The organism is Acinetobacter sp. CAU_H_S170_2, from assembly GCF_058890445.1.
Genome location: NZ_JBZYAE010000001.1, coordinates 1,354,299 through 1,367,401, shown reverse-complemented (window position 1 = coordinate 1,367,401; position 13,103 = coordinate 1,354,299). Strand labels below are relative to the sequence as shown.

Genomic DNA, 13,103 nt, shown 5'->3' with positions numbered 1-13,103 from the left:
ACCGATTTCTCAGCCGTGGAACAGTAGCTAACGCTTAGTGATTATGCACTTAAACGTACATACCTTGACGAATCTGTAGATCTAGATCACTTAATCGCTCAGGTGTGCCAACATCCACCCATGCGGCTTGCATTTTCTCGGCAGAAATTTTTCCAGCAGACATCGCTTCTTTTAGCAATGGAGCCAACGGACGCTTACCTGCTTCCAATCCCTTAAACATCTGTGGATGTATAACTGCAACACCACTATAAGTCAGTGCTTCGCCTGACTGCTCTTGTTCAAAGGTATAAGCACGCCCTTGATTTAAGATAAAGTCGCCTTTGGGATGTTGTGTCGGGTTGGGTACAAATACGAGATGCGCAAAATCGGCGTCCAATTGCACATCAAGTAAAGATGCAAAATCAAAAGTGGTCCAAACATCGCCATTCACTAAAATAAACGGTTCTGTCCCCAACAGTGGTAGAGCATTGATAATACCACCCGCTGTTTCAAGCCCCTCTTCTTCACGCGTCCAACGAATAGTCACTCCAAACTGCGAACCATCGCCAAGTGCACCAATCAAGACATCGGCCAACCATGCAGAATTGATCACAATTTCTGTGACCCCAATTTGCTTGAGTTTTTCAATATGCCAAACGATCAGTGGTTTGCCACCAACTTCAAGCAGAGGTTTCGGTTTATATAATGTTAAAGGACGCATACGGTTTCCAAGCCCCGCGGCCAAAATCATTGCTTTCATGCTGCAACAACCTCATATTTGCCATATTTTGCTTCAAATTTCGGCATCACTTTATCGCAAATAAATTGCATGAAAGGTTGTAATTCTGCATAAGGTTTGCTTTCTTCGAGTAAATACCACATCACACGTGGTAAATCTTTCAGATAACCTGATTTTCCATCACGTTCAAATAAACGCACAAAAATACCTAAAATCTTAATATGCCGTTGTATGGCCATCATGTCAGCATCTTGCTTAAACTGTTCAAAATCACGCCCTTCTTTGGCAGAAGCTGGCAATAGGTCATAAAACACTTTAAACCAATGATAAACGCGCTCAGGATTCCATTGCACATACGCATCACGTGTAATTGAGATCAGATCATAAGTATCGGCACCAATCACAGCATCCTGAAAGTCAATTACGCCTTGCTCTTGCTCATCTACCAAAAGCATGAGATTACGACTATGGAAATCACGATGTACAATCACTTGAGGCTGAGCCAAAGCAGCATTGGCTAAAATTGCAAATGTACGTTTAATCAGCGCAGACTCATCATCAGAAGGTTGAATCTGTAAACTTGGCAATAACCAATCTGTCAACAACGACATTTCGGTCATTAACTTCTCATAAGAATAAGCTGGGAAATGACCTTCACCATCAATAGATTGCAATTGAATCAACTGTTTAAAACTTTGCTCATAATGTGCATCGACAGTCTTGTCATCGAGCTGTGTAGACAGTAGCACATCACCAAAATCTTCAAGCAATAAGAAGCCTTGCTCCAAATCTTTCGCCACAATATGTGGTACACGAACACCGTTCGTATCAAAAAATTCATCAATCGTCACAAAAGGCACACAATCTTCTTTTTCTGGTGGTGCATCCATCAGCATAAATGTTTTATTATTCAACTTGATTCGTGCATAACGACGGAAACTTGCATCGCCTGCTAAAAAGTTAATTTCAAATTGATCTGAACCAAGTACAGATGAAATCCATGTTTGTATCAATTGTTCACGTTGTGTATTCATTTGCGATAAATTCTAATACAGGCTGAGTTTTTAAAGTGCTAAGTGTAGCCACTTATCAACTTTTTCTCTATGATGCGACAATAATTAATTGCGTTTTAAGCATACTTGGTAAATGAGACACATGAAGCATCAGTTTAAATTTAATCCTTTAGCGACTGCGATATTTACCCTTCTTTGTGGTAGCTCAATCACAAGCTATGCTGCAACACCAACCACGTCTATTTCAGACGAACAACAATCGCTAAAACAAGCACTACAAGAAAGCTATCCTGGGCAAAAGTTTTTTGAACAATACTATGTCGATAAGTCATCTCCTGAAGCTCAACAGCGCCAAGGTCGTTACTTAAGCTCCGCGTATTGCCAAGGCACATGGTTAACCCCTGTAAGCCCTGAAACCAAAGCTGCTGACGCAGCCAATGCGACATCCACCATTACAGCGGACTATGGTCACTACAACCCACAAGGTGACTCTGTTCTTGAAGGTAATGTTCTGATTGATCAAGAAGGTCGTCAAATTCGTGCCGATAAAATCACCATTGACCAGACTCAGACTTTTGCCAATGCTGAAGGACGCGTGCAAATGGCGCAAAGTGGTTTATTAGCGCAAAGCGACCAAATCAATTACAACCTAAAAACTCAACAAGGCGATCTGAAAAACAGTTTCTATATTTCAGAAGAACAACATGCGCATGGGCGGGCTGAACAAATCCTACGTGAGTCACAAACGACCACCACGCTAAAAAATGCAACTTATAGCACCTGCCCACCAGAGCAATCGCCAACATGGAAAATCCAAGCAGACGAAATTAAGTTAAATCAAGAAACTGGCCGTGGTGAAACACGCGGCACAAAACTTTATGTTAAAGATGTACCCGTTCTCGCAGTTCCTTATTTCAACTTCCCGATTGATGACCGTCGTACTACCGGTATTTTGACACCAAGTTTTGGCTTCACCAATGATGGTGGTGTCGAGCTTGCAGTACCTGTTTATCTCAACTTAGCACCTAACTACGACGCGACTGCTACGCCACGCTATATCAGCGACCGCGGCCCAATGTTTGAGGGTGAGTTCCGCTATCTAACCGAAAACTTTGGTTCAGGTCAAATTTGGGGGGGTTACTTAGCTTCTGACCGAAAATATGACGATGAAGACCGTAAAGATTTGCACTTTTTACATAACTGGCAAATCAATGAACAGTTCTCAACCAACCTTGAATATAACTATGCTTCAGACAAAGACTACTTTACTGACTTAAGCAATAACCCAAACACCAAGACAGACTTAAACCTGCGTCGTGCTTGGGAGTTAAACTATAAAAATGGAATTCCTGGTCTAAAAGCCCAACTGAAAGTTGAAGACTTCCAAACACTAGACGAAACTACACCCTACGTTGACCGTCCGTATGCACGTTTACCACAGTTCTTACTCAACTATAAAGCAGGCAACGCTCTCGGTTTAGAGTACGAGTTCAACAACGATACGGCTTACTTTAAAAAGGACTTTGGGGCTATCGACGGTGATACCAACGATAGCTTTGAACCAAGCGGCACCCGTGTCTATAATGACTTTTCTGTACGCTACAACTACCGTACACCGTGGGCTTTCGCCATTCCTGAAGTATCTATTCGTAATGTGAACACATTCTACGATCAAGACACCATCAATGAGTTTGACAACACCAACCGCTCATCGAACGACAAATCTTATGTCGTGCCACAGGTGACTTTTGATGCAGGTTTAACCTTTGAAAAAGAAGGCACTTTCTTACAGACGTTAAGTCCACGTATGTTCTATGCCTATGCACCCTATAAAAATCAAGATGACGCACCAAACTTTGACTCTGCAACAGCATCGATCAACTATGATCAGTTGTTTAGTGCAAATCGCTTCTATGGCCATGACCGTCTAGAAGACAATAACTTCTTGTCACTGGGCTTAAGTTATAGCTTATTTGATACTGTGGGTTTAGAACGCTTAAAAGCCAGTGTGGGCCAAAGCTATTATTTCGAAGACCGCCGCGTAACGCTTGACCAAACAGCAGATGTCTTTGACAGAGAAAATCACTCTGGGCCGATTGTCAGCGTATCTAGCCAGCTCTCGCAAAACTTTACCCTCGGTGCAAACTCAGCATGGATGGCGAATGGCGATAATGCGCAACGCGACTTACAACTTTACTTTACGGGTGATAAAGGCAACCTCTATAACGTTGGCTATTTCTATCGTAAAGAAATTGCAGATCGTCAAGAACATTACGACCAAGTGGTTGCATCTTTTGTACAACCTATCCATAACAACTGGCGTATTATGGGCCACGCTCAATATGACTTAGACAACAATGTCGCTCGTGAATACCTCCTTGGTGTCAATTACGAGTCTTGCTGTTGGGGGATCTCCGTTTATGGTCGTGAGTACTATAACGACTTGGATGACGTCAATGCTGCAGGTGTAGAACCTAAACGTGCAATTATGGCCGAAATTACGCTTAAAGGCTTAGGCGGACTCAACAGTAAACTTTCATCATTACTAGAAAATCGTATTCTAGGCTTTAACAATATTAATCAGACTTGGACAGACCGTTAATGAAGACAAAACAGTTCAAACAATTTTTTAAAGCGAGTGCTTTGGCTTTAGCTCTCGCAACCGCTATTCCAACTTTTGTACATGCGTCGGATGAAGTTGTTGCTGTTGTCGATAACAGTGTCATTTTGAAGAGTGACTTAGAAGCAAGCATGGCTGAGCTCAAACATCAACTTGAGAGCCAAAAGAAACAAGTCCCACCAGAGCAATATTTGGCACAACAAGCATTAGAGCAACTGATTATTCGTCAGACTCAGCTTGAACAAGTGAAGCGTTACAACATTCAACCTGATGAAAAAAGCTTGAATGAAGCGGTTTTAAATGTTGCAAAACAATCTGGTAGCACAAGCCTAGAAGCATTCCAACAAAAGCTCGATAAAATGGCACCGGGAACCTATGCTTCTTTGCGTAGTCGCGTTGCTGAAGATTTAGCAATCAATCGTTTGCGCCAACAAATCGTTACCTCCCGTATCCAAATTTCAGACCAAGATGTTAAAAACTTCTTAAATACCCCACAAGGTCAAGCAGCACTTGGCAATCAAGTACATGTGCTACATGTGCGTGTTTCAGGTGACAATGCTGACGCTGTGGCGAAGCAAGTCAAAACTGTTCTAGCAAACAACAATGACGTCGCTGCAATTGCTAAAAAGCTCAGTACTGCTGGCACCAAAGTTGAAGGTGCAGATATGGGCTTTAGAGCACTTTCTGACATCCCTAGCGAGCTTGCAGCACGTGTGAGTCCACTCCAAGTGGGACAAACCACAGATTTAATTACAGTACGAGATGGTGTACATCTTTTAAAACTAGTTGAACGTAAAGGTGCTGAGCAAAAAGCGATTGTGCCTCAATACAAAGCACGCCATATTTTGATCCAACCCTCTGAAGTGGTTAGCCCTGAAAATGCTAAACAAATGATCGAAAGCCTGTATAACCGCGTTCAAAAAGGTGAAGACTTTGCAGTCTTAGCTTCAACCTACTCTAATGACACAGGTTCAGCACGTGATGGCGGGAGTTTGGGTTGGGTCAGCCCAGGTGTGATGGTTCCTCAGTTTGAAGAAACCATGAAAAATACACCGGTAGGTCAAACTAGTAAACCTTTCCAAACCCAATTTGGCTGGCATATTCTTCAAGTGACTGAAACACGTCAACAAGACATGACTGCTGAATACCAAGAGCGTATGGCACGTCAAATTTTAGGTGAGCGTCAATTTGATGCAGAGCTTGATAGCTGGTTACGTGAAACCCGTAACAGAGCTTATGTTGAAATTAAAGATCCGAACTTAGACCGTAAGAACAACAAGTCATAAGTTTGGATACATAGAAAGACCAGCATTTATGCTGGTTTTTTATTTTCCACTTGGATGAAAACTAAAAATTAGGTATAAAAAAAGCCTCTCATGTGAGAGGCTTTTTTAAACAATCAATTAACGATTATTTTCGTCATCTTGAGTGTCTTCAAATTTTGATTCGCCATCAAAACCAGTCGATTGACCACCGAAGCCACCTTGACCACCGAAGCCACCTTGACCACCGAAGCCACCTTGACTACCAAAGCCACCACCTTGACCACCAAAGCCACCTTGACCACCGAAGCCACCTTGTTGACCGCCAAAGCCGCCTTGTTGACCGCCAAAGCCGCCTTGTTGACCGCCGAAGCCGCCTTGTTGACCGCCGAAGCCACCTTGTTGACCGCCAAAGCCGCCTTGTTGACCAGCGCCAGCAGGTGCACCAGCAGGACGCGGGTTACGTGCAGGAACAACTGTAGAAATTGCATGCTTGTAAACCATTTGGCTTACTGTATTTTTTAATAAAACAACATATTGGTCGAAAGATTCAATATGACCTTGTAACTTAATACCGTTTACAAGGAAGATAGAGACAGGAATACGTTCTTTACGGAGAGAATTTAAGAACGGATCTTGCAAAGTTTGACCTTTAGACATGTTATAACTCCAAAAAAATTTAAAAATCAGCGCAAAAAACTATCTTTATTTTTCAATTAAAAATTATAAAAAAGATAGTAGCTAAATTTTGCTTTATCCGTAGCAGTTTCGCAAGTCTTCTTGTGCCTGCGTGATAGTACAATACGTTGTAAATTTATGTGCCTCTTGCAAAGATCTTAACCAAGTGTATTGACGTTTGGCAAGTTGTCGTGTCGCAAAAAGTGCTTTATCCTCCATTTTACGTTGTTTTTCGACAGTTTTATCTCCTTTCTGTAAAAATTCGAGTGCTTGTCGATACCCAACTGAGCGCATAGAGGGTAAATTTTCATCTAAATCGTATTTTTTCATAAGTGCTTCCACTTCATTTAAAAATCCGATGTCCCACATAATTTTCAATCGTTGTGCAATTCTTTGGTGCAATTCGGCACGGTCTGGCATCAAAGCATAATTATGAAAATTATAGCGATAAGGCACGTTTTTAGGTTGTTCAGCTTGAAGTTTAGTAATAGGCTGCCCTGTCAATTTGTAAACTTCTAAAGCGCGAATAATCCGTTGTTTATCACTCACTTTAAATTTTTCGCCCGCCAGTGGATCCACACTGCATAATTCAGCATAGACCGCAGACCAACCCTCACTCTCACCTTTTGCTTCTATTTCAGCACGAACAGCATAGTCTGCGCTCGGTAAATTGCTTGAAAGACCTTCTAAAAGTGCCTTGAAATAGAGCATAGTCCCACCCACCAAAATCGGAGTTTTACCTCGCGCATGCATGTCATCAATTAAACCACATGCATCTTCAACAAAGTTTGCAGCCGAATAGACTTCTAATGGGCTAATAATATCGATAAGGTGATGTGGATATTGCAGCAACTCTTCTTTAGTCGGCTTTGCTGTACCAATATCCATATCCTTAAAAACCAATGCTGAATCTACAGATATCAGTTCAAAATTTCCTTGCTCATAGAGCTGACATGCCAAAGCAGTTTTACCACTTGCAGTTGGCCCCATTAAATTGATGACCGGCAATTGAGTTGACATGTAAAACTACTCTCCTCGAGCAAAAAGCTTATCTAGTTGAGCCAATGGAAACGCACGCCAAGTTGGGCGACCATGGTTACATTGGCTGGCAAATTCAGTTTGTTCCATTTGACGAAGCAAAGCATTCATTTCAGAAAGACCCAAAATGCGATGGGCGCGAACAGCACCATGACAGGCCATACCCGCTAGAATTTGATCACGCTTTTGCAGTAAGCCCTGCGCTTCATCATTTGGATCTAAATCGTTCAGTAATTCAGGTACCAGCGCCTCAAAATTGGCTTTATGTAAAATCGCAGGCACACCACGAACAATGACCTGCTCATCGCCATATTGATCAATTTCAAGACCTAAACGCGCCAATTGATCTTTGAGCTCTTCCACTCGTATCGCTTGCATTCGCGTGATATTAATCACTTTGGGAATAAGTAACTGCTGAGAAGTCCAAAACTCTGGTTTATCCCACGCTGACTTCATTTGCTGTAGCAAAATACGCTCATGCGCTGCATGCATATCAACAATAATCAGCCCTTCTGTATTTTGAGCCAGCACATAAATACCATGCAATTGTGCAATGGCAATTCCCAACGGATGCTCATCGACTTTAGTGCTTTGCACTGTAAAATCAGCCAAAGACTGAGCTTGATCAACAGCAGATGAAGCATCACGCAGAGGTGCTAAATAGCTTTGCAAGGCATTATTGAGCTGTTGTGAGCCCTGATAGCGTGAAGGTTGCGCCGAATAATGGACACCTTGTGGTTGATTTGAACTAAAGTCAGTGAGCACATCCGATGGGGCTTGCTCACCAGTTTGTGCAGACTCAACACGACGATGCAACTGCAAAGGCTCTTGATAACGAGGCTGCACAGACATCGAAGCTTGATTCTCTGCAATCTTCATTGCATCAGATAAATCTGCGGTTGCCGTTTGAAACTGCGATAAAGTCTCTTTGGCATAGTGACGTACAAATTCATGTACTTCACGTTGATTCAAAAAGCGAATTTCATGTTTGGTCGGATGTACATTGACATCAATATTTTCAGGGTCTACTTCCAGAAAAAGCAAATAACCCGCATGCTGATGTCCATGCAAAATACCATCATAAGCCATACGCAGCGCATGAGAGATGGTTTTATCTTTAACAATTCGACCATTCACATAAACATACTGTAAGTCAGCCTGAGCCCGCGCATCCGAGGGATGTCCCAACCAACCTGTTAAACGCATGTTGATGCTATCTGCATCCATCCAATAAGCATTTTCAGTAAATGCACGCCCTAGCAACTGCTGTACGCGCTGAAAACGTAGCTCACCACTATCTGCAATCGGCAAATTCAATTTGATGCTTTGATTATGTTCAAGCACAAAACGAATATCGAAATGCGTCAGCGCTAAACGTCGGACGATTTCCTCAATATGACCAAACTCTGTGCCAGGTTTTTTGAGGAATTTTCGACGTGCAGGCACATTAAAAAATAAATCTTGTACCCGAATATGCGTACCTTTAGGCGCAGCTACAGCCTGAATCTCTTGACGATCAAATGCAGTTCCATTGACTTCAACTTGATAGCCAATTCCATCATCCACCTGACTACTGGTCAAGGTTAAACGCGAAACCGCTGCAATAGAAGCCAAAGCCTCTCCACGAAAGCCTAAACTGACAATTGCATGTAAATCTTCAGCGGTTTGGATTTTACTGGTCGCATGTCGCATCACCGCCAAAGGGAGATCTTCAGCGTGAATCCCTCGACCATTGTCCATGATTTCAATTAAAGTACTGCCGCCTTGCTCTACCCGAATAATCAGCTCTGTCGCACCTGCATCAATCGAGTTTTCAAGTAACTCTTTGACCACAGACGCTGGACGCTCAATGACTTCACCTGCTGCAATTTGGTTGGCTAAAGCAGGATTCAAAGTATGAATACGGCGTATCTTTAAATCATCATGCATTGTTTAATTGGCTCTCTAAAGCTTGTAATAATGCTACTGAATGGAAACTTAAGGTAGCAGACCGTGTCAGTTCATCTTCAGATTTTTGAATATCAATAATTATGTCTGCCTGAGGGATTTCATTGCCCCCTTTAGACGGCCATTCAAACAAAAACAATGCATTGGGCGTTTCCAAATAGTCACGAATGCCCATTAGCTCCAGTTCATACGGATCGTTTAAACGATACAAGTCAAAATGAAAAATATCACGCTCTTGAACTTGGTACGGTTCAACCAAGGTATAGGTTGGGCTTTTCACGGAACCTTGATGACCTAAATACTGTAAATAATGGCGTGTTAGCGTAGTTTTGCCCGCACCCAAATCCCCAATTAAATACACCACACCCGTCGTAAAATGCTGTGCCAAAATTTGTGCTAAATTTTGGGTATCTTGTTCATTATTGAGCGTTAAATTAAATGAATACTGCATAATACTCACGACAAGTGACAAAAGAACAATTATGATAGCACTGGACTCACAAAATGCCCAAGCCACAAGCTTGAAATCTCGTATTTAACTGCACCAACCGATTAGATATTGCCTGCACATCATGTTCACCATAAAACCTGCTGAATTTTGCCCTCCCATGCTCAATGGCGTGAGCGCAAGTAAAGTGTTTCTGCCTAAATTAAAGCCAGCACCACACACCGTATTGGCTTATTTATCTGACCAATTTCCGCATATTGAAGCAACTGAGTGGCAGCAACGTTTTCATGATGGTTTGGTCTATGACGCTGTAGGTAATGTACTCCATACAGATTCGGCATATCTTGAAAATCAGCATGTGTTTTATTACCGCTTTTTAGCGCACGAAATTGAAGTGCCATCTCAGCATGAGATTTTATTTGAAAATGATCATTTCTTAGTGGTGGATAAGCCGCACTTTTTGACCATCAGTCCAACGGGGCAATATGTTCAACAAACCCTATTGGTGCGCCTGAAAAAACAAACAGGCATTGAGCATTTAACGCCCATCCACCGCCTTGACCGTGAAACCGCTGGCTTAGTGATGTTTTCCAAATGCATTCACAGTCGAGGGATGTATCAGCAAATGTTTGCAGAGCGACAGGTTCAAAAAACCTATCATGCGATTGCACCTTTTAACCGCGAACTCAAATTTCCACGCATAGTAAAACTACATATGCAAAAAGGTGAACCGTTCTACACCATGCAAGTCCTAGACGAAGCACCGAACAGTGAAACTGAGATCTTGCTTTTAGAACATGATGAAACATGGGCAAAATATGAGCTTAAACCCGAGACAGGGAAGCAACATCAACTCCGTGTACACCTCAACTTCTTAGGTCTTCCGATTAAAAATGATCCGTTCTATCCTAAAGTTGTACATAAAGCCGACTATGATTTTAGTCAGCCTTTACAGCTATTAGCTAAGCATCTTTCATTTAAAGATCCAGTAACTCAACAGCTTATGCAGTTTAGCTCCAATTCTGAATTGACATTGTAATCTGCTTGTCATTACAAAATAATTTAAAATTCCATTGTATGAATATTGAAATTACAATGGAATTGATTAAAATAACTTCTACCCTTAAGTCGTTCAAATTATTTAAAAAATCATGAGAAAAACAGAAGTCTATCAAATTCGACTCGATTCCCAAGAAAAGAAACAAGCTTTTGCAGTGTTTAAACAACTGGGAATTACGCCTGCGCAAGCCGTTCGTTTGTTCTTCAGACAAGTGGTTTTAACCAAATCCATCCCATTCTCAATTGAAAACCAGAACATCAATCTTGAACAGCTGATTAAGCTACGTAAGCTCAAGCAAGAACAAAAAGCGGTTGATCACATCACCAGCGCAGACTCAACTGCAACCAATGATTTATTTGCAGACGATGAACATAGTGATCTTTTTGAAGAATTAGCGGCAATCTTGGGAGAAAGTGACAAAACTTAACAGTGTTGCATTTCTAAACAAATTTTAGAAATATCCCTTTCAAAACTTAGGTATGCTTCATGTAAATATTATAAATACAGCATGGAGTAATACATGATCGTTAGACGTGCCACTTTAGAAGACTTAGAAAAACTTGCTGTATTATTTGATGAATATCGCCAATTTTATGGTGCATCTTCCAACTTAGCGCTTTCCCAAAAGTTCCTTAAACTTCGCCTTGAAAACGAACAAAGCGTCATCTTCATTCATGTCAAAGACGATGTGATTACAGGTTTTGTGCTGCTGTATTTAGGCTTTTCTTCTGTGGCCTGTGCAACTTATTATATTTTAGATGATGTTTATGTTTCTCCACCGCATCGTCGCCATGGCTCAGCAAAACAATTGATTGATACCGCGATTTTGTTTGCGCGACACGAAAAAGCCATTCGTATTACGCTTGAAACGCAAAAAAATAATTATCAATCCCACAGCTTATATGAAGCAATGGGCTTTGTAGCGGATAATGAATTTAAGACCTATCATTGCTTTCTATAGCATTCAGCGTCTAAAGACCTTCACTCTCAAGATCATTGCGTGTCTTGGCTAAAGCCACTTGTTCTGCATTTAAATAGATCCAATGCCCTTCGACTAAATCTGGTATCCCCGTTAAGTCGAGCGCTCCAATTTGCTGACGATGCAAGCTCTCAACTTTATTTCCCACTGCCGCAAGCATACGTTTCACTTGATGATATACCCCTTGATGCACGGTCATTTGCAGTTCGCATTCAGCTAAGCGTTTTACATCCGTTGCAGCAAAGCTCCCTTTTTCATTTCGCAGCTCCACCCCTTGCTCCAACTGTTGGACCTGTTCATCTGTAACAGGGTCGGCAGTTTTCATCCGATACACTTTTGCCACATGCTTTTTAGGATGTGTCAATGCTTGTAAAAACTGACCATCGTCGGTGAGTAACAATAAACCTGTGGTGTCTTGATCTAGACGACCTACACACTGAATGCCACGATTCAAGAGCACATCGTCAAACAAATCAAAAACACTAAAATGATGTGTCGCCTGATGTGAGCATTCATAGCCTTGAGGTTTATTTAAGGCGATATAGACTTTTTCGCGGTATTCAAAGCTCTTGCCATGTACCTTGTAGTTCAAAGCATCCAATTTGAGTTTATATTTAGGGTCAGTAATGATCTGCCCATCAATTTCAATGGCTGCATTTTTAATCAACTGTTGGCAATGCTTTCGCGAACCAAATCCTTGCGACTGCAACATTTTTTCCAACAGCATCAGCACACCACATTTTTAAATAAAGGCTCATTTTATACTGAAATACAGGAACATCAATCAAAGTACTTGGATCATTCGGCAAAGTGGCTAAAAAAACGTTACAATGCACATGTTTTTTTGACCAGTCTCTCCCCTATGCCGAACTTAGATTTGAATCTGATCGTCCTCTTGATCCTGCTGGCTTGTGGTATTTTCAGTCACAACTCTGCGGTAACCATTGCTGCTGCAGTACTCATTATTTTGCGGATGACACCACTGAGTGAATACTTCCCACTCATCCAACAACATGGATTAAATATCGGGATCATCATTTTAACCATTGCAGTTTTAGTGCCGATTGCAAGTGGTAGAATTAGTGGTGAAAGTATTTTTAAATCTTTTTTAAGTGTCAAATCATTACTTGCCATCGCCATTGGTGTTTTGGTTGCATGGCTAGGCGGGCGCGGCGTAAAACTGATGTCAAACCAACCCGATGTTGTTGCAGGCTTACTAGTCGGAACCGTTGCAGGAGTGGCTTTACTACGTGGCGTTCCAGTCGGCCCACTCATTGCGGCTGGGTTACTTACCCTAATCATTGGTACAGGACAGCCCTAGCCTAGCGAATACAAAAAAA

At 41.8% G+C, this 13,103-nt stretch carries 13 protein-coding genes; 6 read left to right on the top strand and 7 right to left on the bottom strand.

The features are described from left to right. Window positions 1-49 precede the first annotated feature (49 nt). Window positions 50-739, bottom strand: a complete 690-nt coding sequence (gene murU, locus AC5EUN_RS06660) for an N-acetylmuramate alpha-1-phosphate uridylyltransferase MurU (RefSeq protein ID WP_010326860.1) — start codon at window positions 737-739, stop codon at window positions 50-52. Beyond that, window positions 736-1,752 carry an aminoglycoside phosphotransferase family protein gene (locus tag AC5EUN_RS06655; RefSeq protein WP_010326861.1) on the bottom strand — a complete coding sequence of 339 codons (1,017 nt, stop codon included), beginning with the start codon at window positions 1,750-1,752 and terminating at the stop codon, window positions 736-738. Before AC5EUN_RS06655 ends, murU begins: the two co-directional genes overlap by 4 nt. Before the next feature lie 121 nt (window positions 1,753-1,873). Here AC5EUN_RS06655 and AC5EUN_RS06650 point away from each other — a divergent pair, with 121 nt between their 5' ends. Both AC5EUN_RS06650 and AC5EUN_RS06645 read left to right on the top strand, forming a co-directional pair. Beyond that, window positions 1,874-4,333 carry an LPS-assembly protein LptD gene (locus tag AC5EUN_RS06650; RefSeq protein ID WP_010326862.1) on the top strand — a complete coding sequence of 820 codons (2,460 nt, stop codon included), beginning with the start codon at window positions 1,874-1,876 and terminating at the stop codon, window positions 4,331-4,333. Then, window positions 4,333-5,637: a peptidylprolyl isomerase gene (locus AC5EUN_RS06645; RefSeq protein WP_010326863.1), complete on the top strand. Its 1,305-nt coding sequence runs from the start codon at window positions 4,333-4,335 to the stop codon at window positions 5,635-5,637. Before AC5EUN_RS06650 ends, AC5EUN_RS06645 begins: the two co-directional genes overlap by 1 nt. Window positions 5,638-5,754: 117 nt before the next feature. Here AC5EUN_RS06645 and hfq read toward each other — a convergent pair whose 3' ends face one another. The 4 genes from hfq to tsaE form a co-directional block, all read right to left on the bottom strand. Continuing rightward, complete coding sequence (gene hfq, locus AC5EUN_RS06640) at window positions 5,755-6,273, bottom strand: RNA chaperone Hfq (RefSeq protein WP_063454285.1); 519 nt, start codon at window positions 6,271-6,273, stop codon at window positions 5,755-5,757. 93 nt (window positions 6,274-6,366) lie between these two features. Beyond that, the gene (gene miaA, locus AC5EUN_RS06635) at window positions 6,367-7,311 is read right to left on the bottom strand and encodes a tRNA (adenosine(37)-N6)-dimethylallyltransferase MiaA (RefSeq protein WP_010326865.1); all 945 of its coding nucleotides are present in this window, start codon (window positions 7,309-7,311) and stop codon (window positions 6,367-6,369) included. Window positions 7,312-7,317: 6 nt separating this feature from the next. Continuing rightward, window positions 7,318-9,258, bottom strand: a complete 1,941-nt coding sequence (mutL, locus tag AC5EUN_RS06630) for a DNA mismatch repair endonuclease MutL (protein ID WP_010326866.1) — start codon at window positions 9,256-9,258, stop codon at window positions 7,318-7,320. After that, window positions 9,251-9,727 carry a tRNA (adenosine(37)-N6)-threonylcarbamoyltransferase complex ATPase subunit type 1 TsaE gene (tsaE, locus tag AC5EUN_RS06625; RefSeq protein WP_010326867.1) on the bottom strand — a complete coding sequence of 159 codons (477 nt, stop codon included), beginning with the start codon at window positions 9,725-9,727 and terminating at the stop codon, window positions 9,251-9,253. The genes mutL and tsaE overlap by 8 nt, the downstream gene beginning before the upstream one ends. 121 nt (window positions 9,728-9,848) lie before the next feature. Here tsaE and AC5EUN_RS06620 point away from each other — a divergent pair, with 121 nt between their 5' ends. From AC5EUN_RS06620 to AC5EUN_RS06610, 3 genes are all read left to right on the top strand, one after another. After that, window positions 9,849-10,763 carry a pseudouridine synthase gene (locus AC5EUN_RS06620; RefSeq protein WP_005401139.1) on the top strand — a complete coding sequence of 305 codons (915 nt, stop codon included), beginning with the start codon at window positions 9,849-9,851 and terminating at the stop codon, window positions 10,761-10,763. Between the two features lie 112 nt (window positions 10,764-10,875). Beyond that, entirely contained in the window at window positions 10,876-11,211 is a 336-nt protein-coding gene (locus AC5EUN_RS06615; protein ID WP_005401138.1) for a type II toxin-antitoxin system RelB/DinJ family antitoxin, read from the top strand. 93 nt (window positions 11,212-11,304) lie between these two features. Then, window positions 11,305-11,745, top strand: coding sequence for a GNAT family N-acetyltransferase (locus AC5EUN_RS06610; RefSeq protein ID WP_004696801.1), 441 nt, complete (start codon window positions 11,305-11,307; stop codon window positions 11,743-11,745). Window positions 11,746-11,755: 10 nt separating this feature from the next. On the opposite strand, the gene AC5EUN_RS06605 is transcribed toward AC5EUN_RS06610, so the two are convergent. After that, on the bottom strand, window positions 11,756-12,490 hold the full coding sequence (locus AC5EUN_RS06605; protein ID WP_005401137.1) for a pseudouridine synthase: 735 nt from the start codon (window positions 12,488-12,490) through the stop codon (window positions 11,756-11,758). A 135-nt stretch (window positions 12,491-12,625) separates the two neighbouring features. Here AC5EUN_RS06605 and AC5EUN_RS06600 point away from each other — a divergent pair, with 135 nt between their 5' ends. Further along, window positions 12,626-13,084: a DUF441 domain-containing protein gene (locus tag AC5EUN_RS06600; RefSeq protein ID WP_004696797.1), complete on the top strand. Its 459-nt coding sequence runs from the start codon at window positions 12,626-12,628 to the stop codon at window positions 13,082-13,084. Window positions 13,085-13,103 lie beyond the last annotated feature (19 nt).